The organism is Streptomyces sp. NPDC052721, assembly GCF_040678315.1.
In the GTDB taxonomy this organism is placed as follows: domain Bacteria; phylum Actinomycetota; class Actinomycetes; order Streptomycetales; family Streptomycetaceae; genus Streptomyces.
The window spans coordinates 49,560-76,440 of the sequence record NZ_JBFATL010000029.1 but is presented as its reverse complement, the minus strand read 5'-3'; the positions used below and the strand labels follow the sequence as shown (position 1 = coordinate 76,440).

At 73.6% G+C, this 26,881-nt stretch carries 24 protein-coding genes and 1 pseudogene; 13 read left to right on the top strand and 12 right to left on the bottom strand.

The window, feature by feature from the left end:
* Positions 1-9 precede the first annotated feature (9 nt).
* From AB0L21_RS25755 to AB0L21_RS25745, 3 genes are all read right to left on the bottom strand, one after another.
* A complete protein-coding gene (locus AB0L21_RS25755) occupies positions 10-801 on the bottom strand; it encodes a hypothetical protein (RefSeq protein WP_365786623.1) in 792 nt (263 codons plus the stop codon).
* A 283-nt stretch (positions 802-1,084) separates the two neighbouring features.
* A complete protein-coding gene (locus tag AB0L21_RS25750; RefSeq protein ID WP_365703225.1) occupies positions 1,085-2,305 on the bottom strand; it encodes an acetyl-CoA C-acetyltransferase in 1,221 nt (406 codons plus the stop codon).
* A 160-nt stretch (positions 2,306-2,465) separates the two neighbouring features.
* Positions 2,466-3,485, bottom strand: coding sequence for an SGNH/GDSL hydrolase family protein (locus AB0L21_RS25745; RefSeq protein ID WP_365786620.1), 1,020 nt, complete (start codon positions 3,483-3,485; stop codon positions 2,466-2,468).
* A gap of 158 nt (positions 3,486-3,643) precedes the next feature.
* On the opposite strand from AB0L21_RS25745, the gene AB0L21_RS25740 reads away from it, so the two are divergent.
* Positions 3,644-5,035: a cystathionine beta-synthase gene (locus AB0L21_RS25740; RefSeq protein WP_365786618.1), complete on the top strand. Its 1,392-nt coding sequence runs from the start codon at positions 3,644-3,646 to the stop codon at positions 5,033-5,035.
* A 310-nt stretch (positions 5,036-5,345) separates the two neighbouring features.
* Here the strand turns inward: AB0L21_RS25740 and AB0L21_RS25735 are convergent.
* Both AB0L21_RS25735 and AB0L21_RS25730 read right to left on the bottom strand, forming a co-directional pair.
* Positions 5,346-5,498 (bottom strand): annotated as a pseudogene (locus AB0L21_RS25735) (transcriptional regulator); the annotation flags it as partial.
* A 7-nt stretch (positions 5,499-5,505) separates the two neighbouring features.
* The gene (locus AB0L21_RS25730; protein WP_365786616.1) at positions 5,506-6,918 is read right to left on the bottom strand and encodes a cytosine permease; all 1,413 of its coding nucleotides are present in this window, start codon (positions 6,916-6,918) and stop codon (positions 5,506-5,508) included.
* 129 nt (positions 6,919-7,047) lie between these two features.
* Here AB0L21_RS25730 and AB0L21_RS25725 point away from each other — a divergent pair, with 129 nt between their 5' ends.
* Both AB0L21_RS25725 and AB0L21_RS25720 read left to right on the top strand, forming a co-directional pair.
* Positions 7,048-7,890: a MurR/RpiR family transcriptional regulator gene (locus AB0L21_RS25725; RefSeq protein WP_365703217.1), complete on the top strand. Its 843-nt coding sequence runs from the start codon at positions 7,048-7,050 to the stop codon at positions 7,888-7,890.
* 93 nt (positions 7,891-7,983) lie between these two features.
* A complete protein-coding gene (locus tag AB0L21_RS25720; RefSeq protein WP_365703215.1) occupies positions 7,984-8,568 on the top strand; it encodes a hypothetical protein in 585 nt (194 codons plus the stop codon).
* A gap of 7 nt (positions 8,569-8,575) precedes the next feature.
* Here the strand turns inward: AB0L21_RS25720 and AB0L21_RS25715 are convergent, their stop codons facing one another.
* The 5 genes from AB0L21_RS25715 to AB0L21_RS25695 form a co-directional block, all read right to left on the bottom strand.
* On the bottom strand, positions 8,576-8,950 hold the full coding sequence (locus tag AB0L21_RS25715) for a hypothetical protein (protein ID WP_158921494.1): 375 nt from the start codon (positions 8,948-8,950) through the stop codon (positions 8,576-8,578).
* Between the two features lie 10 nt (positions 8,951-8,960).
* On the bottom strand, positions 8,961-9,440 hold the full coding sequence (locus AB0L21_RS25710) for a roadblock/LC7 domain-containing protein (protein WP_365786614.1): 480 nt from the start codon (positions 9,438-9,440) through the stop codon (positions 8,961-8,963).
* A gap of 31 nt (positions 9,441-9,471) precedes the next feature.
* Positions 9,472-10,326: a transcriptional regulator gene (locus tag AB0L21_RS25705; protein WP_365786612.1), complete on the bottom strand. Its 855-nt coding sequence runs from the start codon at positions 10,324-10,326 to the stop codon at positions 9,472-9,474.
* A complete protein-coding gene (locus AB0L21_RS25700) occupies positions 10,323-10,706 on the bottom strand; it encodes a hypothetical protein (RefSeq protein WP_014673138.1) in 384 nt (127 codons plus the stop codon). The genes AB0L21_RS25705 and AB0L21_RS25700 overlap by 4 nt, the downstream gene beginning before the upstream one ends.
* A gap of 149 nt (positions 10,707-10,855) precedes the next feature.
* Entirely contained in the window at positions 10,856-12,259 is a 1,404-nt protein-coding gene (locus AB0L21_RS25695; RefSeq protein WP_365786610.1) for a diaminopimelate decarboxylase, read from the bottom strand.
* A 139-nt stretch (positions 12,260-12,398) separates the two neighbouring features.
* Between AB0L21_RS25695 and hutU the strand changes: the two genes are divergently transcribed.
* The 4 genes from hutU to hutI all read left to right on the top strand — a co-directional run bounded on the left by hutU (position 12,399) and on the right by hutI (position 17,927).
* Positions 12,399-14,063 carry a urocanate hydratase gene (gene hutU, locus AB0L21_RS25690; RefSeq protein WP_365786607.1) on the top strand — a complete coding sequence of 555 codons (1,665 nt, stop codon included), beginning with the start codon at positions 12,399-12,401 and terminating at the stop codon, positions 14,061-14,063.
* 107 nt (positions 14,064-14,170) lie between these two features.
* A complete protein-coding gene (locus tag AB0L21_RS25685; protein ID WP_365703354.1) occupies positions 14,171-15,373 on the top strand; it encodes an allantoate amidohydrolase in 1,203 nt (400 codons plus the stop codon).
* Complete coding sequence (locus tag AB0L21_RS25680; RefSeq protein ID WP_365786605.1) at positions 15,370-16,722, top strand: formimidoylglutamate deiminase; 1,353 nt, start codon at positions 15,370-15,372, stop codon at positions 16,720-16,722. The genes AB0L21_RS25685 and AB0L21_RS25680 overlap by 4 nt, the downstream gene beginning before the upstream one ends.
* Positions 16,723-16,751: 29 nt before the next feature.
* Complete coding sequence (hutI, locus tag AB0L21_RS25675) at positions 16,752-17,927, top strand: imidazolonepropionase (protein WP_365786603.1); 1,176 nt, start codon at positions 16,752-16,754, stop codon at positions 17,925-17,927.
* Positions 17,928-17,940: 13 nt separating this feature from the next.
* On the opposite strand, the gene AB0L21_RS25670 is transcribed toward hutI, so the two are convergent.
* Positions 17,941-19,494: an RICIN domain-containing protein gene (locus tag AB0L21_RS25670; RefSeq protein WP_365786601.1), complete on the bottom strand. Its 1,554-nt coding sequence runs from the start codon at positions 19,492-19,494 to the stop codon at positions 17,941-17,943.
* A 240-nt stretch (positions 19,495-19,734) separates the two neighbouring features.
* Positions 19,735-20,631 (bottom strand): RNA polymerase sigma factor SigF, encoded by an 897-nt coding sequence (locus AB0L21_RS25665; protein WP_365786599.1) that lies wholly within the window; start codon positions 20,629-20,631, stop codon positions 19,735-19,737.
* A 246-nt stretch (positions 20,632-20,877) separates the two neighbouring features.
* On the opposite strand from AB0L21_RS25665, the gene AB0L21_RS25660 reads away from it, so the two are divergent.
* From AB0L21_RS25660 to AB0L21_RS25635, 6 genes are all read left to right on the top strand, one after another.
* The gene (locus AB0L21_RS25660) at positions 20,878-21,255 is read left to right on the top strand and encodes an STAS domain-containing protein (RefSeq protein ID WP_365703197.1); all 378 of its coding nucleotides are present in this window, start codon (positions 20,878-20,880) and stop codon (positions 21,253-21,255) included.
* 451 nt (positions 21,256-21,706) lie between these two features.
* Complete coding sequence (locus tag AB0L21_RS25655) at positions 21,707-22,285, top strand: ATP-binding protein (RefSeq protein WP_365703195.1); 579 nt, start codon at positions 21,707-21,709, stop codon at positions 22,283-22,285.
* Between the two features lie 166 nt (positions 22,286-22,451).
* The gene (locus tag AB0L21_RS25650; RefSeq protein WP_365786597.1) at positions 22,452-23,156 is read left to right on the top strand and encodes an LPXTG cell wall anchor domain-containing protein; all 705 of its coding nucleotides are present in this window, start codon (positions 22,452-22,454) and stop codon (positions 23,154-23,156) included.
* Positions 23,157-23,361: 205 nt separating this feature from the next.
* Positions 23,362-24,306 carry a hypothetical protein gene (locus tag AB0L21_RS25645; protein ID WP_365786595.1) on the top strand — a complete coding sequence of 315 codons (945 nt, stop codon included), beginning with the start codon at positions 23,362-23,364 and terminating at the stop codon, positions 24,304-24,306.
* Between the two features lie 200 nt (positions 24,307-24,506).
* The gene (locus AB0L21_RS25640; RefSeq protein WP_365703353.1) at positions 24,507-25,604 is read left to right on the top strand and encodes a hypothetical protein; all 1,098 of its coding nucleotides are present in this window, start codon (positions 24,507-24,509) and stop codon (positions 25,602-25,604) included.
* Between the two features lie 47 nt (positions 25,605-25,651).
* Positions 25,652-26,875 carry a hypothetical protein gene (locus AB0L21_RS25635; RefSeq protein WP_365786662.1) on the top strand — a complete coding sequence of 408 codons (1,224 nt, stop codon included), beginning with the start codon at positions 25,652-25,654 and terminating at the stop codon, positions 26,873-26,875.
* Positions 26,876-26,881 lie beyond the last annotated feature (6 nt).

Genomic DNA, 26,881 nt, shown 5'->3' with positions numbered 1-26,881 from the left:
CGTCAACCGTCAGAGGGACGCGATCACCCTGTCGGCCAGGATGTACACCGTCTCCTCGCCGCACGCGAACGTCAGGGTGTACGCGCCGGAGATGCCCGAGCCGCCCAGGAGGTACGGGGTCTCCCCGGACTCCAGGGCCCTCGCCAGGCGTTCCGCCGTCTCGCGGTGGCCCGGGGTCATGCACAGGGTGGTGCCGTCGGCGAAGACGTAGACGTCGAGCGTGCCGAGCGGGCCGGGGCGGACGTCGGAGAGTTCGACGCGCTCGGCGGCCAGCTCTTCCAGCGTGGCGACGGTGCGCTCGTGGTCGTTCACGGCCGGCGACTGGACCGGGACGAAGTCGGGGTGCGAGGGGTGCCGGCGGCGGGCCGCGGCCAGCTCCGGGGACTCCCCGGCGAACTCGTCGGCGTCGGCGCCCGGCTCGGCCACCGGCTCCAGGGGCTCCAGGCCCGCGAAGTCCGCCTGGCGGGGCAGGAACACATCGGCGTCCGGCAGGCCGTACAGCGAGGGCGAGTCGGAGGCGTCACGGGCCTCCTGCGCCGCCCAGAAGGCGCGCGCCTCGGCCAGCTCCCGCTCCCGCTCCTCGGCGAGCGCCTCGGCCACGGCCGCGCGTATCTGGTCGGCCTCGACGGCGGTACGGGCGTTCGGCAGGAGGGCGCGCGTCGTGGCGGCCTGGCCGTCGGCGAGCTGCCGCTGCAGCTCGGTGAGCTGACGGCGCAGCTTCAGCACGGTGCGCAGGACGGCGACACCCACGGCGCCGGTGGCTGCCGTGGTGAGCAGCAGGGCGATCGGCATGGCGCTCACTGACATACTCCCGGTTCAAAGTCGACCCCCGACTTCCTACATCAGCTTGAAGGGCGGACTAACCAGCTGTCAGTGCGTAACGTCACGAAACGGACAGTCCTTTGGGTTCGTGGTTTCGTCGTGCGTCATGCTGACCCGCGCTGACCTGCACCGATGTGCAGGGCGAGCGAGATAGGTCACATCCTGGGGGAGATTGGATCACGAAAAGGCCCAGAACCAGGGTGTTTCCTGGGTTCTGGGCCCTTCTGTGACGTGACGTGCGCGGCTCGCTACGGACGGTGGGTCAGCTGAGACGCTCGATGACCATCGCCATGCCCTGGCCGCCGCCGACGCACATCGTCTCCAGGCCGAACTGCTTGTCGTGCCACTGCAGCGAGTTGATGAGCGTGCCGGTGATGCGGGCGCCCGTCATGCCGAACGGGTGGCCGACGGCGATGGCGCCACCGTTGACGTTCAGCTTGTCGATGTCGATGCCGAGCTCCCGGTACGACGGGATCACCTGGGCGGCGAAGGCCTCGTTGATCTCGACCAGGTCGATGTCGTCGATGGTCAGGCCGGCGCGCTGGAGGGCCTGCTTGCTCGCCTCCACCGGGCCGAGGCCCATGATCTCCGGGGAGAGGCCGGAGACACCGGTGGACACGATCCGGGCGAGCGGGGTCAGACCCAGGTCGCGGGCCTTGGTGTCGGACATGATGACGAGCGCGGCGGCGCCGTCGTTCAGCGGGCAGCAGTTGCCGGCCGTGACGAGTCCGTCCGGACGGAAGACCGGCTTCAGGCCCTGCACGGCCTCCAGGGTGACGCCGGCGCGCGGGCCGTCGTCCTTGCTGACCACCGTGCCGTCGGGGAGGGTCACCGGGGTGATCTCGCGCTCCCAGAAGCCGTTCTTGATGGCCTCCTCGGCGAGGTTCTGCGAGCGGACGCCGAACTCGTCCATCTCCTGGCGGGTGACGCCCTTCCAGCGGGCCAGGTTCTCGGCGGTCTGGCCCATCGCGATGTAGGGGTCGGGCAGCAGGCCGTCCTCGCGCGGGTCGTGCCAGGTGGTGCCCTCCTGCCGGGCGACGGACTCGGTGCGGGCCTCGGCCTCGGCGAACAGCGGGTTGTGCGTGTCCGGCAGGCCGTCGGAGCTGCCCTTGACGTAGCGGGAGACCGTCTCGACACCGGCCGAAATGAAGACGTCGCCCTCGCCTGCCTTGATGGCGTGCAGGGCCATGCGGGAGGTCTGCAGGGAGGAGGAGCAGTAGCGGGTGATCGTGCAGCCCGGCAGGTGGTCCATGCCCATCTGCACGGCGACGATCCGGCCGAGGTTGTGGCCCTGCTCGCCGCCGGGGAGGCCGCAGCCGAGCATCAGGTCGTCGATGTCCTTGGGGTCCAGCTCGGGGATCTTGGCGAGCGCCGCCTGGATGATCGTGGCGGTGAGGTCGTCGGGGCGCAGGTCCTTCAGGGAGCCCTTGTTCGCGCGGCCGATGGGGGAGCGGGCGGTCGAGACGATCACGGCTTCGGGCATCACGGCTCCAGTGGCGGATTTTTTCGGGCAGGGCAGGTGGGAAGTTACCCGTACGTATGGGCCAGGTCACCGGTGTCGCGGTGTGACACTGACCGCAATTGTCTAAGCGCTTGCTTGGCCGAGGGTGTGTGCTCGTTCTCCAGCCGGCCGCGGAAGGCGGTCAGAGCGACGGGGTCGCCGGCTCGGCCTCCGGCACGCGGCGCCGGCGCCTCCGCTTGAGCAACGCCCACGGCCCTCGCGGACCGGTGGGCATGGCCGCCGTCACCTCGGTGCCGGCCTCCGACGCGGCCTCGGCCGCCGCGCGAGCCACCGGCAGGAAACCCTCGCGGCGCGACACGTCCGGCCGTTCCTCCTCCGCCGGCCACAGGCCCAGCGCCGCGCACACCGTGGGGAGGACGGCCATGGCCGCGGTCGCGTAGCCCTCGGCCGAGGGGTGGTAGTTGTCCGGCCCGAACAGCTCCCGCGGATTCGCCTCGAACTCCGGGCCGAGGAGGTCGCCCAGCGACACCGTGCGCCCGCCCTGCTCCACCACCCCGATCGTCTGGGCCGCCGCCAGCTGCCGGGACGCCCGCCGGGCCAGCCAGCGCAGCGGCTGCTGCACCGGCTCGATCGTGCCGAGGTCGGGACAGGTGCCGACCACCACCTCGGCGCCGGCCGTGCGCAGCCGTCGTACCGCCGCCGACAGGTGCCGTACCGAGCGGGTCGGCGGCATCCGGTGGGTCACGTCGTTCGCGCCGATCATGATCACGCAGATGTCGGGGACGGGGGAGGGTGAGGACAGGACCAGCGCGACCTGACGGTCCAGGTCGTCGGACCGGGCCCCCGGCACCGCCACGTTCCGCAGCTCCACCGGGCGTTCCGCCACCGCCGCCAGCCCGGAGGCCAGCAGCGCCCCCGGGGTCTGGCCCGCCCGGTGCACGCCCTGTCCCGCCGCCGTGGAGTCACCGAGCATGGTCAGGCGGAGCGGCGGTTCGCCGGGGATGCCGTACGCGTGCCCGTACACGCCGTCGGCCACCGGCACCCGCCCGCCGCTGCCGTTGCCCACATGGCGCCGCGCCAGTCGTACCTCCGCCAGCACCAGACCGACGACGGCCGCGCCGATGAGCCCGGCCCCGCCCCCGCCGTACGCCGCTCCGGCCGCGATGCGCCGGGCCACCCGTGCCCTCGACATCCTCGTCATGCGTCGCCGCCACCTCCTCGTAGCCGTATCCACTCCTTGCCCCGTACGGGCCGTGCGCCAATCTCGACGGGGAGTGAAGGACCGCGCTCGCCACACAGGTGGCCTTAGGCTGGCGGCACCACCACGAACAGTTCTTTTTGCAGCGACCGGAGACAACGGTGCGATACCACGACTCGATGATCAGCCTCGTCGGCAACACCCCGCTGGTGCGGCTCAACAGCGTGACCAAGGGCATCCAGGCCACCGTCCTGGCCAAGGTGGAGTACTTCAACCCGGGCGGTTCCGTGAAGGACCGCATCGCCCTGCGCATGATCGAGGCCGCGGAGCAGAGCGGGGAGCTCAAGCCGGGCGGCACGATCGTCGAGCCGACCAGTGGCAACACCGGCGTGGGACTCGCCATCGTGGCCCAGCAGAAGGGCTACAAGTGCATCTTCGTGTGCCCGGACAAGGTGAGCACCGACAAGATCAACGTGCTGCGCGCGTACGGCGCCGAGGTCGTCGTGTGCCCGACCGCCGTGGCCCCGGAGCACCCGGACTCGTACTACAACGTCTCCGACCGGCTGGTGCGCGAGACGCCCGGCGCCTGGAAGCCCGACCAGTACTCCAACCCCAACAACCCGCTCTCGCACTATCACTCGACCGGCCCCGAGCTGTGGGAGCAGACCGAGGGGAAGATCACCCACTTCGTGGCGGGCGTCGGCACCGGCGGCACCATCTCCGGCACCGGCCGCTACCTGAAGGAGGCCAGCCAGGGCAAGGTCAAGGTCATCGGCGCCGACCCCGAGGGCTCCGTGTACTCGGGCGGCTCCGGGCGGCCGTACCTGGTCGAGGGCGTCGGTGAGGACTTCTGGCCGACCGCCTACGACCGCACCGTCGCGGACGAGATCGTCGCCGTCTCCGACAAGGACTCCTTCCAGATGACCCGCCGGCTGGCCAAGGAGGAGGGTCTGCTGGTGGGCGGCTCCTGCGGCATGGCCGTCGTGGCCGCGCTGAAGGTCGCCGAGCGGCTCGGCCCGGACGACGTCGTGGTCGTGCTCCTGCCCGACAGCGGCCGTGGCTACCTCAGCAAGATCTTCAACGACGAGTGGATGGCCGACTACGGCTTCCTGGAGGACGAGGGCCCCAGCGCCCGCGTCGGCGACGTCCTGAGCCACAAGGCGGGCGGCTCCATCCCGTCCCTGGTGCACATGCACCCGGAGGAGACCGTCGGCCAGGCCATCGACGTGCTGCGCGAGTACGGCGTCTCGCAGATGCCCGTCGTCAAGCCGGGCGCCGGTCACCCGGACGTGATGGCCGCCGAGGTCGTCGGCTCGGTCGTGGAACGGGAGCTGCTCGACGCGCTGTTCAGCAAGCGGGCCTCGCTGGAGGACCCGCTGGAGAAGCACATGTGCGCCCCGCTGCCCCAGGTCGGCTCCGGCGAGCCGGTCGGCGACCTGATGCAGGTGCTGGGTTCGGCGGACGCCGCGATCGTGCTGGTCGAGGGCAAGCCGACCGGTGTGGTCAGCCGGCAGGACCTGCTGGCCTTCCTCGCCAAGGGCGGCACCAAGTAGCCGACTCCGGCGAGGGGCGGGGTTCGCGGAAGTGGTACGAGCGCGTCACGCGCGCGCAGCACCCGCTTAACACGGGTCCGGCACATTGGTGGGTGTCGGCAGGGGTGGGAGCGGCTCCCCGCCCAGGCCGGCGCCGAACGGCGCCAAGGACCTCCGGAGCGGCTCCCGGACCTCCATGGACGCCACGGACGCGGAAGCCCGGCCCTGACCCGGCCCGCGTCCCTCGCGGGGACCGCCGTCGTCCCGCCCCCCGGAAACGGGGGTGCGGCGGTCCCCGCGCAACCCTTCTCAGCGGGCCCGCAGATGCTTCTCAGCGGGCTGTGCTCGATGCCCAACTGCCCAGCAGCGCCAGCCGCTCCGCCGTCTCCGGGCCCGGCTGCGGCGTGTGCACCACGATCGTCTCTTCCGGGTCCGCCGGGATCGTCAGGGCCTCGTACGGCAGGGTCAGCAGGCCCGCGACCGGGGGTCGGCTAGGGAGCGGCCGGCTCGACGGCACTGGGGCTGGCTCCCCGCTCCGGGGTCGGGCCGGCCATCGTGTTCCGGCGCGCGACCAGCCAGTACAGCAGCGCCGGTACGGCCAGACCGACGATCCAGGAGATGTCCGCACCGCCCAGCGGGTCCACCAGCGGGCCGGTGTAGAAGCCCGTGGCGAGGAACGGCAGCTGGGCGAGCAGACCGGCCGCGTACACGGCGAGGGCGTCCCAGCGCCAGGCGCCGTAGCGGCCCTGCGGGTCGGCGAGGGCCGCGAGGTCGTACCGCTCCTTGGAGATCAGGTAGTAGTCCACCAGGTTGATCGCCGACCAGGGCGTGAAGAAGGTCAGCAGGAACAGCAGGAAGTCCTTGAAGGAGGACAGGAAGCTGTCCTTGCCCAGGAGGGCCACCGCGGTCCCGGCGACCATCACCAGCCCGATGTACGCGGCCCGGCCCGCCCGGGACAGCCGCCGCTGCCCGCGGAAGCCGCTCACGCTCGTCACCATCGACATGAAGCCGCCGTAGGTGTTGAGGACGTTGACGGTGAGCTTGCCGAGTGCGATGACGAAGGAGAAGAAGGACGCGGCCAGGCCGGTGCCGCCGAGGGCGACGACGTAACCGACCTGGCTGTCCAGGAACGTCTCGCCCGCCGTGGCCGCGACCAGCACCCCGAAGGTCATCGACCACTGGGAGCCGAGCGCCGAGCCGGACAGCGTCCACCAGAAGGTGGCCTTCGTGGACGTCGTCCGCGGCAGATAGCGCGAGTAGTCCGCGACGTACGGCCCGAACGCCAGCTGCCAGGACGCCGACAGGGACATCGCCAGCAGGAACATCGGCAGCGAGAAGTGCGCGTCGTGCAGCAGCGCGGAGGTGTCGGCGCGGTCCAGGAGGCGTACGGCGAGATAGACGAAGGCGAGCGCGCAGACGATGCTCGCGATGCGGCCGAGGGCGTGGATGACCCGGTAGCCCGCGGTCGCCATGACCGCCGTGACGGCCGCGAAGACGACGATCCCGGTGGTGTCGTCCGTGTGGGTCAGCTCGCCCACCGCCTGCCCGGCGAGCACGCTGCCGGACGCGAAGAAGCCGACGTACATCACGATCACCAGCAGCAGCGGTACGACCGCCCCGCGCACCCCGAACTGCGCCCGCGACTGGATCATCTGCGGCAGGCCGAGCTTCGGGCCCTGGGCGGAGTGCAGGGCCATCACCGCCCCGCCGAGCAGGTTGCCGAGCAGCAGGCCGGTGACCGACCACACCACGTCCCCGCCGAAGACGACCGCCAGGGCGCCCGTGACGACGGCCGTGCTCTGGAGGTTGGCGCCGAGCCAGAGCGTGAACTGGCTGAAGGCCGTGCCGTGCCGTTCCTCGTCCGGGACGACGTCGATGGAGCGCAGTTCCACGAGCTGAGCCATGCGTTCTCCCCACGCTGGGCTGTATAACGGTATGCAGCGACACACTGTCTGAATAGAGGGCCCGTGTTTGTCAATGCCTCGGCGCTGTACTCTCCCGGGGCGTCGAGGAATCCGGAGGGGGAGTACGTGATGAGCGGGACCGACAGCCCTGCCAACCGATTGCAGGCGCTCTTCGAGGGCCACCGGCTCACGCCGACCCAGCGCCGCATCGCGCACAGCATGGTGCGCCGGGCCGCCGACGTGCCCTTCCTGTCCAGCGTGGAACTGGCCGAACTGGCCGGGGTCAGCCAGCCGTCGGTGACCCGGTTCGCGGTCGCCCTCGGCTTCGACGGCTATCCCGCCCTGCGCAAGCACCTGCGCGAGGTCGTCCCGGCCGAACCAGCCGCCGGGGTCTCCGCCTACAACGAGTACCAGCAGGCCGTCGAGGCCGAGATCGAGAACCTGAGACACCTCGCCGAGCTGCTCGCCGACCCGCGGCCGGTGCAGCGGGCCGGCCGCATCCTCGCCGCCTCCCGCCCGCTGCCGGTGCTCGGCCTGCGCGCCGCCGCCTCCCAGGCGTACGGCTTCTCCTACTTCGCCGCCAAGGTGCACCCGGACGTCCGGCTGCTCCACGAGGGCGGCACCATGATCCACGACCGCATCGACGCCGCCGTCCGCGCGGGCGCCACCGCCCTGCTGTGCTTCGCGCTGCCCCGGCACCCCCGCGAGGTCGTGGACACCCTCGCCTACGCGAAGGACGCCGGCCTGACCGTGGTCACCGTCGCCGACTCCGCGTTCGCGCCGGTCGCCAAGCACTCCGACCTGCTGCTGCCCGCCGCCGTCGGCACCGGGCTCGCCTTCGACACCGCGTGCGCGCCGATGCTGCTCGGCCGGGTGCTGCTGGAGGCGCTCTGCGACGACCTGCCGGACGCCCAGGCCCGCCTGGAGGAGTTCGACGCGAAGGCGGCGGCCCGCGGCCTGTTCGTCGAATGACCGTGCCCCGCCACTCTCAGATTCGTCTCACGTTCTGCTATTAGCTTTCCTACGAGACACATGCGCTGTGGACACGTGACACGGGAGGCTGACGTGGCGCGCGGAGGACAGGGGCTGGCCCGGGTGGCCGTCGTCGTACGGGCGGGGGCCGCACCGCTGTGGTGGCTCGGGGTGGTCGCCGCGGGGATCGGGGCCGTGCCGGAGGGAGTGACCGGGCGCCGGATCGGCGTGCTGGCCGGGGCGGCGCTGTTCCTGATCGGCGCGGCCGTGGTGGCACTCGTCCGGCGGGGCCGGTACACCGCCCTCGCCCGCGGGGCGGCCCGCGCGGGCAAGTACGACGTTCTGCAGGACCGGGCGGTGACCGTGCGCGCCTGGCGCCGGGGCCACCGCTGGTGGCTGCTGCTGGGCTGGGCGGTCGCGCTCGGCTCCGCCTTCGCCGTACCCGCGGCCGGCGGGATGCTGCTGGCCGGGCTCGGCGCCGGGCTGCGGCTGAAGGCCGCGTGGCTCGGGCGGCTGGAGCGGGCCCGGGAGACGCTGCTGTGGGTGCGGGTCGACTGGCTCGACCGGCGCGGCGGACGCCCGGCGGGCAAGGCCGTGAAGGGCCTGCGCGGTACGGGCGTCGCGGCCGGCGACGCGGCCCCGGGCGGGGCCCGCCGCCGTACCGCCGCACTGGTCTGAGCCGCCGTCAGACCTCCAGGTCCTCCTCGATCCGCTTCAGCTGGTGCCGGGCCATCGCCAGGTTGGCCCGGCCCGCGTCGAGCACCAGGTAGAGGAACAGGCCGTTGCCGCCCCGGCCCTTGAGGAGGCGGATCAGGTGGTACTGGTCCGACAGGGTGATGAGGATGTCCTCGATCTCGGCCTTGAGGCCCAGGTGTTCCATCGTGCGCATCTTGGCGCGGATGACGTCGGTGTTGCCGGCGGCGGCCACGTTCAGGTCGAAGCTCTTGCTGCCGCCCATCGTGCCCAGCGCCATCCCGCTGGTGTAGTCGACGAGCGCGACACCGGTGGCGCCCTCTATGGAGGTGAGGGCTTCCTTCAGCGCGGTCTCGGTGTTGGCCATGGTGGTCCTTTCAGCTGTCGGTTGCGGTGCGCGCCTCGGCGGCCGTGGTGCGGGGCGCGCGGGGAGTGCGGGTCCGTGCGGGGGTGGTCCTCGGGAGCGGGCGTACGGCCTCGGCGGCGTCCAGCAGCTCCCCGATGCGGGCGCCGGCCCGGCGGCCCTCCAGGTGCAGCCGGCCGACGTTGACCCGGTCCTGGGCGAGCAGGGTCAGGACGGCGGTGCGGCCGGCCGCGTAGGTGGCGATGTAGCCGCGCTGGCCGCGCACCAGCAGCTCCCGGAAGCCGCCGTGCCCGGTGGCGTCGGTGACCCGCACGGCGACGCCGAGCGCGGCGGCGGTGAGCGCGGCCAGGCCCTCCGGGTCGACCCCGGGGGTGTCGTGGGCGACGACGAGGCCGTCGACGCCGGCCGCGAGGGCGCCGGTGAGCTGCGGTACCCGGGTGCGCAGCCGGAGCAGCTCCTCCAGGACGGTCCGCAGGTCCTCTTCGGCCACCATCAGGTGTCTCCTCTCGGCGGGGCGGTGCCGTTCAAAGCGCCTCCAGCGCATCCCTGAGCCTCTTCAGCAGCGCGATGTCGGGGTCGGTGGTGACCTGGCCGAGCGGGGGCGGGGGCGGTGGGGCGGGTGGTGCCGTGGGCAGGGGTGCGATCTGCCCGGCCGCCGTCAGCCGGCGCACGTCGACCAGCGTGTGGAACGCCTGCCGGCCCAGGTTCCGGGCGATGTCGGCGGCCGTGCGGACGCCGTCCACGCGGTCCAGGACGGCCCGCTGCCGGGGTGTCACCGGGGCAGCGGGGGCGGCCGGGGTGCTGGGCTCGGCCGGCTCCGCCGGGGCGTGGCCGGTGGCCGGGTCCGCGCGGATCAGCGGGGCGGTGTCGGCGGCCGGGTCGGGCCACAGCCGGTGCAGCAGCAGCCGGCGGCGCAGCGTCTCGCGTTCCAGCGCGACGACCGGGACCGAGGGCAGCGGGCCCGGCCGGGGCGTGGAGTCGTACCGGAACCGTCCCGGCGTGCTGCTCGGCGCCAGCGCGAAGTACCCGGCGTCGTACAGCGCGTCCAGATGGCACAGCTCCAGCGCACCCGTGGGCAACACCCCGGAACGCAGCAGGAGTTCGGCCGCGTGCAGCGGGCCCGTGGTCCGTGCCGCCGCCTGCTGCCAGGCGGTGGCCGCGAGGGTGCCGTGGGCCGTGAGGAGCACGTCGAGGCCGGGGGCGAGGGGGCTCTCGGCGTGCACCACCCGGCCCTCGGCGAGGTGCAGGACGCCGTGTTCGCGGACCAGGATGCCGGTGGCCCGTTCCTCGGCGAGCCGGGTGAGCATCGGGGACAGGGCGCGGCCTGCCGCCTTGTCCCGGACCGGGAGGGCCGGCGGCGGGGTGCCGACCACGGTCATCCCAGCACCAGCCGGGCGGCCATCTCACCGAGCCGGATCCGGGCGAGCGCCAGGTTGCCCTCCTCGCGGCCGAGCCACAGGTGCAGGAACACGCTGCTGTCGAAGGACGTGTCCACGAAGCGCAGCAGGTGGTAGCTGTCCCCGTTGCTGATGATCACGTCCTCCACGGGAGGCAGGTCGTCGCCGCCCGCCGCGAAGGTGCCGTGCTCGGCGGCCATCCGGGCCAGTTCGGCGGCCTCGGCGGCGGTCGTCTCGTGGTCGCCGCCGGGCGCCTCCCCGACCGCGCCGAGGGCCAGTCCGCTCGTCCAGTCCACCAGCGCGGCTCCCCGGGCACCGGGCAGCCGCATCGCTTCCAGCAAGCACTCGTCGATTCCGGGCACCGTGGCTCCCCTCCCGCCTGTGACTCCGGTTGAGTGACGCCGACACTACGCAACGTGTGTGCGGGAGGTGAGGCCTTTGGCATTTTCCGTTGGAACATGCGTCGGGCGTACTAGTGTGGGTCAACTGGCCTGCCGGACGCGGGAGTTGATCATCGCGGCGAGGGGTGTGCGCCGGTCGCGACCGGGAGGCCGGTCAGCGCGGACGCGTGCGCCCCTCCCGACTCCGCCACCACCTCCGCGACGGTCTGCGGCTCCCGGACGGTCGCGAAGGCGACGCCCCCCTCGCCGTCCGGCGCGTAGCCGTAGATGCCCGGCCGGGCGAGGGAGTTGTAGGCGTAGTGGTGGGCGAAGTAGTACGCGCCCGTGTCCAGCGCCGCCGCGTAGTCGCCCTGCTCCAGCAGCGGCAGCGCGCGCCCCTCGGCGAGCAGGTCGCCCGAGAAGCAGGCCGGCCCGGCCACGTCCTGCACCACCTCCGGCCCCGCCTTGGGCCGCCCCCCGGCGTCGTACGCGGCGATCCGCAGCGGCCACGCCCCCGGCACGTACACCGTCCGCGTCGCCACCTGCACACCCGCGTGCGTCACCGCGATCCGCCGCCCGCCCGCGCTCTTGGCGTACTCCACCCGGGCCACCACCGTCCCGTACTTGGCCAGCAGCGACCGCCCGAACTCGGTCACCAGTCCGTACCGCCCGTCGAACAACCCCGGCACCTGTTCGGCCAGCAGCCGCGCGTACGCGGCGTACGACGGCGTCGTCTCCTCCGACGCGAGGTTCACCGGCAGCCCGCCGCCGATGTCGATGGTGTGGACCTGCCGCCGCCCGACGACCGCGTTGATCTCCTCCGCGAGCGTGTACGCCTCCGCCGCGCCCCGCGCCAGCAGCGGCAGCGGGATGCCCTGCGAGCCGGTGTGCGCGTGCAGCCGGGTCAGCCACGGCCGCTCGGCGTACGCCCGGACGACCCAGTCGCGCGCCCCCTCGTCCCGCAGCGCCACCCCGAACTTGGAGGTCCGCGTGGCCGTGGAGGTCGCCCCGATGGAGCCGCCGCCGATCTGCGGGTTGACCCGGAGCCCGATCGGGGACCGGGTGGGCGTGGCGTGCACGAGGGCGTCGAGCCGGTCCAGCTCCTGCGGGTTGTCCGCGTTCACCGCGATGCCGAGGTCCAGCGCCTCGCGCAGCTCCGCCGGGGTCTTCGCCGGCGAGTCCAGCACCGTGCGGGCGGGCGGCACCCCGGCCGCCCGGGCCAGCGCCAGCTCGCCGGGGCTCGCCACCTCCGCGCCGATGCCCGCCTCGTGCAGCAGCCGCACCACCGGCACCAGCGGGGTCGCCTTCACCGCGAAGGCGTGCAGCACCGGTGTGCCGGCCGGCACGACCGCGTCGAACGCCGCCCGCAGCGCCGCCGCCGACTCCCGGATGCCGAGGACGTCCAGCAGGCCCACCACGGCCGCGTCGGGGCCCAGCAGCCCCCGCTCGACGGCCGCCCGCACGGCCCGGTCCCGCCGCGCCGCCCGCCCCCGGGCCTCGCTCCCGATCTCCTCGGCCGTCTCGATCTCCGCCACGGCTTCTCCGTCCTGTCTCGGCCACCGGTGCTTCCAGCCAAACACCCGCCGCGCGCGGACGGGGCCGTCCCGACGTATTGACTAGCTCTATTCAGACAGACAGGATGTGAATAGACGTAGGCACAGGAGGAGGCAGACGATGTCGGGACCCCGCCCCGTACGAGCACCGCGCGGCACGGAACTGAGCGCCCTGGGATGGCAGCAGGAAGCCGCCCTGCGCATGCTGCAGAACAACCTCGACCCCGAGGTCGCCGAGCACCCCGACAAGCTCGTCGTCTACGGCGGCACCGGCAAGGCCGCCCGTGACTGGCGCTCCTTCGACGCCATGGTCCGCACGCTGAAGACCCTCAAACAGGACGAGACCATGCTGGTCCAGTCCGGCCGCCCGGTCGGCGTGATGCAGACCCACGAGTGGGCCCCGCGCGTCCTCATCGCCAACTCCAACCTGGTCGGCGACTGGGCCAACTGGGAGGAGTTCCGCCGCCTGGAGGCCCTCGGCCTGACCATGTACGGCCAGATGACCGCCGGCTCCTGGATCTACATCGGCACGCAGGGCATCCTCCAGGGCACCTACGAGACCTTCGCCGCAGTCGCCGCGAAGAAGTTCGACGGCACCCTGGCCGGCACCATCACCCTGACCGCCGGCCTCGGCGGCATGGGCGGCGCCCAGCCGCTCGCCGTGACCATGAACGACGGCGTCGCGATCTGCGTCGACTGCGACCCGCGCGCCATCGAGCGCCGCATCGAGCACCGCTACCTCGACGTCAGGGCCGACTCCCTGGACCATGCGCTCCAGCTGGCGGTGGAGGCCCGCGACGCGCGCCGCCCGCTGTCCATCGGCGTCCTCGGCAACGCGGCCGAGCTGGTCCCGCAGCTCCTCGCGATGAACGCCCCCATCGACATCGTCACCGACCAGACCTCCGCACACGACCCGCTGTCGTACCTCCCGGTGGGCGTGGCCTTCGAGGACATGGCCTCCGAGGCGGCCAAGGACCCGGCCGGCTTCACCACCCGCGCGCGCGAGTCCATGGCGAAGCACGTGGAAGCCATGGTCGGCTTCATGGACGCCGGCGCCGAGGTCTTCGACTACGGCAACTCCATCCGGGGCGAGGCCCAGCTCGCCGGCTACGACCGGGCGTTCGCTTTCCCCGGCTTCGTCCCCGCCTACATCCGCCCGCTGTTCTGCGAGGGCAAGGGCCCCTTCCGCTGGGCGGCGCTGTCCGGCGACCCGGCCGACATCGCCAAGACCGACAAGGCGATCCTGGAGCTGTTCCCCGAGAACGAGTCCCTCGCCCGGTGGATCAGGATGGCCGGTGAGCGGGTCCACTTCCAGGGCCTGCCCGCGCGCATCTGCTGGCTCGGCTACGGCGAGCGGGACAAGGCCGGTGAGCGGTTCAACGACATGGTGGCGAGCGGGGAGCTGGCGGCGCCGCTGGCCATCGGCCGCGACCACCTCGACGCCGGCTCCGTCGCCTCGCCGTACCGGGAGACCGAGGCCATGCTCGACGGGTCCGACGCGATCGCCGACTGGCCGCTGCTGAACGCGATGGTCAACGTGGCTTCGGGCGCCTCCTGGGTGTCCATCCACCACGGTGGCGGCGTGGGGATGGGGCGGTCCATCCACGCGGGACAGGTCACCGTGGCCGACGGCACGAAGCTGGGCGGCGAGAAGATCCGGCGCGTGCTCACCAACGACCCCGGGATGGGTGTCATCCGGCACGTGGACGCGGGGTACGACATCGCGGAGTCGGTCGCGGCCGAGCGGGGGGTCCGGGTGCCCATGCGTGAGGGTGACGAGGCGTGACCGTCGGCGAGGGCGGGCACGGCGACCCGTCGGTGGGGGCTGGGGTCTCGTCGCCGGGTGCGGGTCCGGCCGCACGGTCCGCCGGTGCCGCCGACTCCTTCCATGAGATGTGGGCCGAGCTGCTTCCCATCGGCCGGCACCCCGAATCCGGCGGTTACCGGCGCTACGCCTGGAGCGGCGCCGATGCCGAGTGCCGGGCCTGGTTCCGGCAGCAGGCCGAGGACCGTGGGCTCACGTACGAGGCCGACCGGAACGGGAACCAGTGGGCCTGGCTGGGGGATCCGGCCGCCGGGGACGCCGTCGTCACCGGGTCGCATCTGGACTCCGTGCCGGACGGCGGGGCCTTCGACGGCCCCCTCGGGGTCGTGTCCTCCTTCGCCGCGCTGGACGAACTGCGCGGGCGGGGCGTCGAGTTCGCCAAGCCGCTCGCCATCGTCAACTTCGGGGACGAGGAGGGGGCCCGGTTCGGGCTCGCCTGTGTCGGCTCCCGGCTCACCGCCGGGCAGCTGACCGTCGAGCAGGCCCACCGGCTCACCGACGGGCAGGGAATCAGCCTTCCCCGGGCCATGGAGGCGGCCGGGTACGACCCGGACGCCATCGGGCCCGACCCCGAGCGGCTGGACCGGATCGGCGCCTTCGTGGAGCTGCACGTCGAACAGGGCCGCGCGCTGGACCTGTCCGGCGACCGGGTCGGCATCGCCAGTGCCATCTGGCCGCACGGGCGGTGGCGGTTCGACTTCCGGGGCGAGGCCAACCACGCCGGCACCACCCGGCTGGTGGACCGCCGCGACCCGATGCTGTCGTACGCCGAGACCGTGCTCGCCGCCCGCCGCGAGGCCGAACTCGCCGGTGCCGTCGCCACCTTCGGGAAGATGGCCGTCGAGCCCAACGGGGTCAACGCGATTCCGTCCCTCGTGCGCGGGTGGCTCGACTCCCGTGCCGCCGACCAGGACACCCTGGACACGGTGGTGGGCGGCATCGAGAAGGCGGCCCGGGAGTACGCCGACGCCCACGGCGTCGACCTCGACGTCGTCCGGGAGTCCTTCACCCCGGTCGTGGAGTTCGACCACGCCCTGCGGGACGAACTCGGCCGCATCCTGGGCAAGGACACCGGCCTGACGGTGCCCGTCCTCGGGACCGGTGCCGGACACGACGCCGGAATCCTGTCCGGGAGCATCCCGACCGCCATGCTGTTCGTGCGCAACCCCACCGGTGTCTCGCACTCCCCGGCCGAGTTCGCCGCTGAGGACGACTGCGTGGCCGGGGTGCGCGCACTCGCCGACGTACTGGAAGGGCTGGTCCGCAGGTGACCAAGGGGACCTACTGGCTGGAGCACGCCTGGCTCGGCACCTATGTCGAGCCGGGGGTCACCGTGGAGGTGGCGGACGGGCGGATCGGTGCCGTCCGCACCGGGACGCCCACTCCGCCGCCCGGCGCCGAGGTGCTGCGCGGGCTCACCCTGCCGGGGCTCGCCAATGCCCACAGCCACGCCTTCCACCGGGCGCTGCGCGGCACCGTCCAGGTCGGCTCCGGGACCTTCTGGACCTGGCGCGAGGTGATGTACTCCGTCGCCGACCGTCTGACCCCGGAGACCTACCACGCCCTGGCCCGCGCGGTGTACGCCGAGATGGCCCTCGCCGGCATCACCTGTGTCGGCGAGTTCCACTACGTGCACCACGCCCCCGGCGGCACCCCCTACGCCGATCCCAACGCCATGGGGGAGGCGCTGATCGCCGCCGCCGCCGAGGCCGGCATCCGGATCACCCTTCTCGACACCTGCTATCTCTCCTCCGCCATCTCGAACAAGCACAGTGGTGAGCCGCCCACCGCCCACCAGCTGCGGTTCTCCGACGGCAGCGCGGAGGCCTGGGCCGAACGCTGTGCAGTTCTCAAGGAGCGGGACCACGCGCGGATCGGGGCGGCGATTCACTCCGTACGGGCCGTGCCCGCCGGGCAGTTGGCGACCGTGGCACGCTGGGCCGAGGAGCGGCGGGCCCCGCTGCATGTGCACCTGTCGGAGCAGACCGCCGAGAACGACGCCTGCCTCGCCGCGTACGGCCGCACGCCCACCCGGCTGCTCGCCGACCACGGCGTCCTCGGGCCGCGCACCACCGGGGTGCACAACACCCACCTCACCGACGAGGACATCGCGCTGCTCGGCGGCTCGGGCACCGGCACCTGCATGTGCCCGACGACCGAGCGGGACCTGGCCGACGGCATCGGCCCGGCCGTCGCCCTCCAGCGGGCCGGCTCCCCGCTCTCCCTCGGCTCCGACAGCCACGCCGTCATCGACCTGCTCGAAGAGGCGCGCGCCATGGAGCTGAACGAGCGGCTGCGCACCCGCACCCGGGGCCACTGGACGGCCGCCGCCCTGCTGCGGGCCGCCACCGCCGACGGCCACGCCGCCCTCGGCTGGGACGAGGCCGGCACCATCGAGCCCGGCGCGCTCGCCGACCTGACGACGATCGCCCTGGACTCGGTCAGGACGGCCGGGCCACTGCCCAGGCTGGGCGCCGAGACGGCCGTATTCGCGGCGAGCGCGGCGGACGTGCGGCATACGGTCGTGGGCGGCCGGCACGTCGTACGCGACGGCGTGCACGCGCTCGTACCGCATGTGCCGCAGGCGCTGGCCGCCGCCGTCGACGCCCTGCGCGGCTGAGCAACGCCGACCCCCACGAGGACGACACCATGAGCAGCAGCACCGTCATCACCAACATCGCCACGCTGGTCACCAACGACCCCTCCCTCGGCGACAACTCCCCCCTCGGTCTGGTCCAGGACGCGGCCGTCGTCATCGACGGCGACCGTGTCGTGTGGACCGGTGAGTCAAGCAAAGCACCCGCCACTGACAACCGGGTCGACGCGGGCGGCCGGGCGGTGCTGCCGGGCTTCGTGGACTCCCACTCCCACCTGGTCTTCGCGGGCGACCGGACGCAGGAGTTCAACGCCCGCATGTCCGGCCGCTCCTACACGGCGGGCGGCATCCGCACCACGGTCGCCGCCACCCGGGCCGCGAGCGACGCGGAACTGGAGGCGAACCTCACCCGTTACCTCGGCGAGGCGCTCCGCCAGGGCACGACCACCTTCGAGACCAAGTCGGGCTACGGCCTCACCGTCGAGGACGAGTCCCGCGCCCTGCGCCTCGCGGCCAAGCACACCGACGAGGTGACGTACCTCGGCGCGCACATCGTCTCCCCGGACTACGCCGACGACCCGGCGGCCTACGTCGCCCTGGTCACCGGCGAGATGCTGGACGCCTGCGCGCCGCACGCCCGCTGGATCGACGTCTTCTGCGAGAAGGGCGCCTTCGACGGCGACCAGGCCCGCGCGATCCTCACGGCCGGCAAGGCGAAGGGCCTGCACCCGCGCGTCCACGCCAACCAGCTCTCCCACGGCCCCGGCGTCCAGCTGGCCGTCGAACTGGACGCGGCCAGCGCCGACCACTGCACCCACCTCACGGACGCGGACGTGGACGCCCTGGCCAACAGCGCGACGGTCGCCACCCTGCTCCCCGGAGCCGAGTTCTCCACCCGCGCCGCGTGGCCGGACGCCCGCCGCCTGCTGGACGCGGGCGTGACGGTCGCCCTCTCCACCGACTGCAACCCCGGCTCGTCCTTCACCTCCTCCCTCCCCTTCTGCATCGCCCTGGCCGTACGCGACATGCGGATGACCCCCGACGAGGCGGTCTGGTCGGCCACGGCCGGCGGCGCGGCGGCCCTGCGGCGCACGGACATCGGCCGCCTCACCCCCGGCGCCTACGCCGATCTGACCCTCCTCGACGCCCCCAGCCACGTCCACCTGGCCTACCGCCCGGGCGTACCCCTGGTCAGCGGCGTGTGGCGGCGGGGGGTCCGGGTGGTGTGAGCGTGGGGGACGCTCACCTCGCCCCCGCCCGCCACCGCTGGCCGCGGCCGTCGGACAGGGCGCGCAGGGTCACGCCGTCGCCGTAGTCCGGGGTCACCGCCGTCTCGATGGCGACGGCCGGGCGGATCGTGCCGTCGGGGTCGACGGTGAAGCGGAGGTTCTCGCCGTTGCGGCCGTAGACCGAGTCGCACTCCCAGATGCCCACGCCCCGGTCGACCGAGCCCCGGCTGTCCAGGCAGAAGTCGTCGTCGGCCGCCGAGCGGAGCACGCCCAGGGAGGCGTCGACGCTCCAGCGCTGGGTCGCGGAGGAGTCGCAGGGGGCCGTGACGACGTCGTTGCCCTTCGACAGGTCGCCGTCGCGGATGTCCAGGCAGCGGCCCGTGGCGAGGTTGACCACCTGGGCGTAGGCGGCGCCCGGCGGGGCGGGCGGGGGCGTCGGGCTGGGGGTCACGCGGCGGGGCGGGGCCGGAGTCGGACGGTGCGAGGCCTGGGTGGGGGACGGGGACAGGGACGGGGACGGGGACGGGGACGTGGGGGACGGTGAGGGGGAGTGGGACGGGGGCGGGGGGACCGCGACCGTCGCCGTGACCGTCACCGAGGACGGTGCGGGGGTCGCAGCCGCCGGGCGGCGGTCGGGGGAGTGCGCGGGGCTGAAGAGGAGGACCAGGAGCGGGGTCAGGGCCACGCCCAGGGCCGCGGAGCCGAGCAGGAGGCGGCTGCGGGGCGGCCGGCCCGGCGTGTCCGTCGTCGCGGGTACGGCGGCGGCCCCGGGGCGCTCGTCCTGGCGCAGGTACGCGGTTCCGCGCCACGGCAGCAGGCCCTCGGCCAGCGTCTGCCGGGGCGTGTCCCGCAGCGCCCGCAGCTCCTCGAACGCGGCCGTGCAGTGCGGGCAGCGCGCCATGTGGGTGTCCAGGTCGGCGCTGCGGCGCGGGGCGTCCGGCCGTACCGCCTCCTCGATCAGCCGCCGGAAGTCCGCGCAGCGCGGGTCGTCGGAGGCGGCCAGCCGGTGCCGCAGACAGGCCTGGGCCAGGGCGGTGAGGGCCTGCGGGGTGCCGAAGGACACGTCCGTGCGGCCGAGGCCGAGGAAGGCGGCGGTGCGCTCCTCGGGTTCCGCGTCGAGGACGCCGTACCAGAGCAGTCCCTGGGCGCGGGACGGCAGCGACTGGAAGGCCGGGAGAAGGGGCGGGGTCGGGCCCTCGGGACGGCCGGCCGTGGTCAGCACCAGCAGCAGGCCCGGGTCGACGCCCGCGGAGCGTTCGTCGCGCGCCCAGTCCGCCGCGAGCCGCACGGTGAGCAGCAGGAGCCGGTGGCGCAGGGGGACGGGCGGTTCGACGCCCCGGGCCGTCTCGCGGGCCGCCGTGGTGAACGTCTCCGCCGCCAGCCGACGGGCCGCGGACTCGCTCGTCGCGCACAGCCGGGCGTAGGCGAGGACCGCGGGGTGGTGGCGGCGGCGCAGCTCCTGCAACGCCGGGTAGGCCGTGGGCGTGGGGGAGCGCAGCAGTTCGGTCAGCCGTGCGTCCGGCGCGTCTTCGTGGTCCCCCGCCGTGGCGTGGTCCCCCTCAGCCATGCAACACCCTCCGTCCCGAGAAGGCCGCTGACATACCAGCCAGTTTGGGTGCCCATAGTGGTGGACGGGGGCGGTCGCGGAAAGAGGTTTCTGTGAGTAACCGCATAACGGTTGGGGTGTCGGGGCACCCGTCAGCCGGTGGCCTGGGTCCGGGGACGGCGAAGCGGCCCGGCGTCCCGGCCGGGCCGCTCACCGCAGTACGAGCGGCACGCGCGGGTCGCGCACGTGCCGCGCGGAGGGTCACTCCTCCAGCGTCAGCCCCTTGCGCAGGCGTACCAGCGTGCGCGACAGCAGCCGGGACACGTGCATCTGGGAGATGCCGAGTTCCTCGCCGATCTCCGACTGGGTCATGTTCGCCACGAACCGCAGGGAGAGGATCTTCCGGTCCCGGGGCGGGAGTTCGGCGATCAGGGGCTTGAGCGACTCGATGTACTCGATGCCTTCGAGCCCGTGGTCCTCGTAGCCGATGCGGTCCGCGAGCGCGCCCTCGGACTCGTCCTCCTCCGGCTGGGCGTCCAGCGACGAGGCGGTGTAGGCGTTCGAGGCGGCCATGCCCTCGACGACCTCGTCGTTGGAGATGCCGAGCCGCTCGGCCAGTTCCGCGACCGTGGGGGCGCGGTCCAGCTGCTGCGCCAGCTCGTCGCCGGCCTTGGCCAGGTCGAGCCGCAGCTCCTGCAGCCGGCGCGGGACGCGCACGGACCACGAGGTGTCACGGAAGAACCGCTTGATCTCGCCGATGATGGTCGGCATCGCGAAGGTGGGGAACTCGACGCCGCGGGAGAGTTCGAAGCGGTCGATCGCCTTGATCAGGCCGATGGTGCCGACCTGGATGATGTCCTCCATCGGCTCGCTGCGGGAGCGGAAGCGGGAGGCGGCGAACTTGACGAGCGCGAGGTTCAGCTCGACGAGGGTGTTGCGGACGTACGCGTGCTCGTGCGTCCCCTCCTCCAGCGACTCCAGGCGTTCGAAGAGGGTCTTGGACAGGGCCCGCGCGTCGACCGGGCCGATCTCGTCGTACGGGGGGATCTCCGGGAGTCCCTCGAAGAGATCGAGGGGGTCGATGGGATGATCCAGTTGTTCCGGTGGGGGTGTCGACGTCGCGATCGGGGTAGGCGATGCGTCGAGCCGGGGTGACATGGGTGTCCTCCATCGTTCTCGGCATATGGCTGCCGAAGCCAGTACGTGCACTGCGGTGTGCGGCGCCTCCGAAGCCGGCGTGTAGGGGTGTGTGTCCTTACTAGCCCTACCCGCTGCACCGAGCGAGTCGCAAGTGCGTTCTGTTGCTATATGTCCGTTTCTGTGCGGATGTTCGGGTGTCGGAGTGCGCATGGAAGGCGTAATGTTCGAGGGCATCAGCAGCCACGACCTCGGGAGAGAGACGGCATGGACCACGGGACGGTCGGCAGCGCACAGTCGGGCCGGCTTCTGGTGGAGGTGCGGGAAGAGGGCTCCAGCGCCGTTGTGACACCGGCGGGTGAGCTCGATCACCACACCGCCGATCTTTTGCGTGAGCCCCTCGACGACCTCTTGGCCAAGGGCTTCTCGCGGCTCGTGGTGGACTGTTCGCGCCTGGAGTTCTGCGACTCCACGGGGCTGAACGTCCTGCTCGGCGCCCGCTTGAAGGCGGAGGCCGCCGGTGGCGGGGTCCATCTGGCCGGGATGCTGCCAGTGGTCGCCCGCGTGTTCGAGATCACCGGGGCCGAGGCGGTCTTCACCGTCCACGACTCCGTGGAGGCGGCCCTGGCCGACGGTGTCGACTGATCCGCCCCGGTGTCCGGCCCGGTCCGTCGTGGCTTCCTGTGGGCGCTGTGCATCACGCCCGAAACGGGGGGTGTTCTGTCGGATCGGTCGGGCAGGAGAGGGCAGAAGAAGGCGGGAGGCGTTCTGCCGGCCGTCGGCCACCGGGGACCGGTGGCCGGTCGTCGGTCACCGGATCTCCGGGGCCGGCGGGCGGCCGGGACGGGCGTGCGCCCGGCGGACGGGCGGGTATGGATCCCTGGCCGGGCGGCGGGCGGACGGCCGCCGGGCGGTGTTCGGACGGCGTGCGGGCGGCGTGCGAACGGCGTGCCGGCCGGACGGCGCCCAGGGTGCGGGTGCCCAGGGTGCGGACGGTGCCAGGCCTTCGACAGGACTGACCGGCCGGAGACCGACGGCCGGACCATTGACCGGACTTTTGAATCGTGAACTGGTGAATCGGTGAGGTGAAGCGCTGATGAGCACCACCCGGCCTTACTCGCCGGGCGACCGCGGCCCGGAGCCCAGCGGCGCTTCCGGGGCGTCCGAGGGGGCTGCGTCGGCCGTCGGCGCAGCCACGGGGGCAGCCGCGCCGTCCGTGCCGTCCGGGCCGCCGGGCCCGGCCGACGGCACTCCGCAGCCCCGGGGCCGGCAGGTCCGCAGGCTGCGCCTGGAAGGCGAGAGCGGGGTGGTCCCGCTCGCCCGCGACTTCACCCGCCAGGCGCTGTACGCGTGGGGCTGGCTGCCCGCCGCCACCGCCGACCAGCGGGCCGCCGCCGAGGACGTGCTGCTCGTGGTCTCCGAACTGGTCACCAACGCCTGCCTGCACGCCGAGGGCCCCGACGAACTGCTCCTCGCCTGCGACAACAAGGTGATCCGGCTGGAGGTCTCCGACCGGGGCACCGGCCAGCCTGCCCCGCGCACCCCGCACCGTGCCGGCCGGCCCGGCGGGCACGGCATGTTCATCGTGCAGCGGCTGTGCCTGGACTGGGGCGTGGTCCGTGCCCCCGGCACGCCGGGCAAGACGGTCTGGGCGGAGCTGGGCGCCCCCGCCTGAGCGCCGGCGGGGGTTACCCGAGTCCCCTCCTCCACCGCGACACCGCCTCACGCACGCCGGATCACCACAACTCCGGCGTGCGACGTGTCTTCCTTCCTCACGACCCCGGGCGTACCTTGACGGCCAAATCTGATGTGCCGTCAGGAATGAATGGGGTGGACCGACCGTGTCGTACCCGAAACGAACCGCCGCGCTCGCGTCCGCCGCGGCCCTGGCCGGCTCGGCGCTGCTGCTCGCCGCACCGGCGGCCCACGCCGGCGTCGTCGACGTCAACTACCGCTGCCAGACGCCGATCGGGGTCAAGAGCGCCGTCTCGCCGATCGACATCAAAGGCGTCAGCAGCGGTGGCGGCTACAAGATCACCATGTCCTGGCGGAAGGGCGTCTCCTCCAGTCCGGTCGAGCTGGGCAAGGGGGCGATGAGCCCGAGCGCCACGATCAGGCTGGGCGGCGCCGACAGCGGCACGCTCGCGGTCAGCGGGCCCGCCAACGACGCCGCGATCCCGGCCGACACCCCGATCAAGATCAGCGACCTGAGCGGCACCTACACGCCGAAGAAGAGCGGCAAGGTCACTTTCACGGCGGGCACGCTCACGATCAAGGCGCTCGGTACGACGACGACCTGCACGCCGACGAACAGTCCCGGGCCGTCCCTGACCCTGGACGTGACAGCGGCCGGCGGCTCGCCATCGTCACCGGGCGGCTCCTCGTCGTCGTCCTCGTCCGGTGGCACCTCCTCCGCCGGGCAGCTTCCGCAGACCGGCCCCGAGGACTCCGCGGTCGCCCTCGGCACGCTCGGCGGCACGGTCCTGCTCGCCGGCGCGGCGGGCGCGCTGTGGCTGACCCGACGGGGTCAGACCGCTCGGCGCTGACCCCGGGCCGGGCAGCCCCCAGGCCCAGCCGAGGCCGTCCAAGGCCGTACACCCCGCCGGGGCCGTCGGGACCCCGCACCGTCGCAAGGCCGTGGCCGGACCGCACACCGCCGCCCCGGGCGCCGGCCGCCGCACCTCAGGCCACCCCCGCCGCACGTGAGGCCACCTCCGCCGAACCGTCCGGCCACCCCCGCTGGAGCCGCCCATGCAGCCCGCCGCCCGCGCGCCAGGCCCGCCCCACTCGCCACGCACCGTGCCCGAGCCGCGCACCGTACCGGCACCGATCACCCCGCGCACCCCCCACCCCTTCCGCACCCCGCTCGCGCTCGCGCTCGTCACCCTGCTCCTGCCGCTCGCGCTCCTGACCGCCGCCCCGCCCGCCGTCGCGCGGTCCGGGGGCTGGTCGGTCGCGCCCCTGGGCGCCGGGCGCCCCGCGTTCTACGCGGAGGGCGCCCCCGGCACGGTCCTGCGGGACACCGTGTCCGTGACCAACCGGGGCCGGACGCCGGTCACGGTCCGGCTGCGCGGCACCGGTGTGCCGACGGCGTTCGCCCGGAGCGGCCTGCGGGTCCCGGCCCGTACCCGTGCCGAGGTGCCCTTCACGCTGACCGTGCCGCAGGGTGCCGCGCCCGGCGACCGCACCGGCACGATCGTCGTGCGGGACGCGCACGGCCGTACCGCGACCGTGCCGGTGCGGCTGCGCGTCGGCGGCCCCGCGCTTGCCGCGCTGACCGTCGAGCATCTCGCCGTACACGCCGACCGGATCACGTACGAGCTGGTCAACCGGGGTACGACGGTCCTCGTACCGAAGCTCGCGGTGCGCGCCGAGGGACTGTTCGGCCGGGTCCTGGACCGCGCCCCGCGCACCCTGCCGGTCCGGCTGGCCCCGGGCGCCCGGCGCACACTCAGCGAGCCGTGGCCCGACCGGCCGGTGCTGGACGAGGTGCGCGTACGGCTGACGGTGACGGCGGCGGGCGGCGCGCACGACACGGCGGGCACCACGGCGGCGTACGTGCCGTGGGTTCCGGTGACCGGCGGCGCGGCAGCGGTGGCGGCGGTGGGTACGGCCGTACTCCTGCGGCACCGGCGCCGCCCCGCACAGCCCGGACCGCGACCCGGCGCGGTGGAGCCGACGGGAGCGGTGTCGTGAGGCGGACGCGGGCGGCGCGGACACCGGACCGGCGCCGGGCGGCCGGTGCGGGAGGTGTCGTACGGCGTGCGGGCCCGGCTCGGACGCCCGCCTCGCGTCGGCGAGCCGCCGGCGCCGCTGTCGTCAGACGGGTCGCATCGGCCTGGGCGCCCCGTCGTCGAACGGGCGGGAATGCTGCTGTGAGGCGGGCCGCCTGGGGGGTGGCCGGTGCCCTGCTGCTGGCCCTCGCCGGGCCCGTCGGGCAGGGGCGGGCCGCTGAGGGGCCGGCCGTGGAGTTGTCGGCGGTTCAGGCCGGCGTCGGTGGCGCGGTCACCGTCCGGGGTACCGGCTGGCGGCCCCGCACCTTGCTCATGGTGCTGGTGTGCGGGCGGGCCACCCCGGCGCGAGGGGTCGTCGGCGGTACCAACTCCTGCGCGAACGGCGACGGCCGGGCCGTGACCACCGGCGCCGACGGCGCCTTCAGCCGGAAACTGCCGGTCGCCGAACCCCCCGTGCCCTGCCCCTGCGTGGTGCACGTGGCCACCGTGACCGGCGCCGAGGCCGAGGCGGACACCGTCCTGGAGGTCGCCGGGCATCCCGTGGCCCCGCTGCCCGCCGAGCGCTCCGCCGGCCGGCTGGCGGTGCTGTCCGACACCCGGCTGACCGGGGCCGGCGGACTGCTGACCTGGTTCGGCGCACCACCCAGCCGCACCCTGGTCCTCACCGTCGGCAACACCGGCACCGGCCCGATCGAGAACCCTGTGTTCCAGATCGGCACCGCGCACGGCGTCTTCGCCCCCGAGTGGGACGAGCGGCAGTGGCACGGCACCCTGGCGCCCGGGAAGAAGGCGCGGATCAAGCTGCCGGTCGAGCTGTCGGCGGGGGCGCACGGCGACTACACCGTGACACTGAAGTACGGCGGCCGGGTGCTCGCCGAGCAGCCGTGGGGCGTGGGCCGGCCCTGGGGCGTGACGCTCTTCTGGATCCTGCTGTGCCTGGTCGTCCCGGCCGCCCTGTTCCGCGTCGGCATGGCCGTGGTGGACCGGGTCCGGCCCCGCCGCACGGGCACCGCCCGCCGCCGGCGTGGCCCGCACCGATCCACCAACCGGAGCCCGCGCCCCCTCCTGGATCCGCGCCTGCGCCGCCTCCTCCCGCGCTCCCGTTCCGCCGGGCCCCCGGCCGACCCGGCCGCCCCGACCCCGGCCCTGCCGTGGTTCGCCCCCCACTCCGCTCCGGGCGGCCCGGCCGGCCGGACCTCCGCACCGCACGACGACAGACCGACGAGTCCTACGACTCCCACCACGAAGGGACCCACGTGAGCAAGCGAAGGAGAGGCACAGCGGCAGGGGGCACGGGCGCCCTGCTGGTGCTCGGTGCGGCGGGCGTCCTGCTGGGCGCCGCGGTGACCCCCGCGCAGGCGGCCGAGGTGTCGTACGCCACCCACTGTGTACCGCCCGCGGGCATCGACCCCGTCGACGGCACCACCAAGGTCGAGATCACCGCGCCGGCCACGGCCGAGGTCGGCGACACGGTGGACATCGTGTGGAAGTTCGTCCAGGCCGCCTCGAAGAACCCGGACATCATCGACCTGCCCGCGAACTCGGTCCAGCCGTCCGGCGTCCTGAAGGCGGCCGGCGCGCAGACCGCCGCCATCGCGATGCGGGGGCCGCGGGAGAACCCGGCGATCCCCAAGGGCGGGGACATGGTGCTGTCCGACATGAAGGGCAGCCTGAAGCTGACGGCGGCCGGCGAGGTGACGCTGACGCCGGACGCGTACACCGTCAACGCGATGTCCACCGACACCAAGTGCGCGCCGAAGGAGGCCGTGCAGAAGGCGGCGACGATCCAGGTGACGGCGGGCGGCGGCGGCACGTCCAGTTCGACGCCCACGCACTCCACGACCCCGACCGGGTCCGCGACCCCCACCGCCACGGCGACCGGCGGCACCGGGCAGACCGACTTCACCGGCAGGGAAGTACAGATCCCGTACGCCTGCAAGACCCCGATCGGCGACAAGAGCGCGACCTCGCCGGTGCAGATCAACGCGAAGAAGAGCGGCGGCGGTTACGCCCTCACCGTGCGGTTCGAGAAGTCGGTGATGGACAGCCCCGCCGACATCCCGAAGGACTCCGTGAAGCCGTCCATGGAAGTGGTGCTGGGCGGCGCCGACAAGGGCACCGTGCACGTGGAGGGGCCGACGAACGCGAACCCCATCAAGTCCGGCGACCCGATCGAGATCCCCGACCTCACCGGCACCTACAAGCCCGGCGCGAGCGGCACCTCGACGCTGTCCCCGGGCGTGCTCACGGTCAAGGCGCTCGGTACGACCACGACCTGCACACCGGTGAAGACGGAGGTGTCGCTCACCCTGGACACGACGGAGCAGCCGGGCGGCGCGGCCGGCGGCACGTCGACGTCGGGCGGCTCCTCGGGTTCCGGGGCGACCGGCGGTGACAGCGGCTCAGGCGGCCTCGCCGAAACCGGCGCGAGCGACCACGGCGCCCTGAAGGCCCTCGGCCTGGTGGCGGGCACGGCGATCCTGCTGGGGGCGGCGGTGTTCACGGTGCTGCCACGCCGAAGGACGCGATAGCCGACT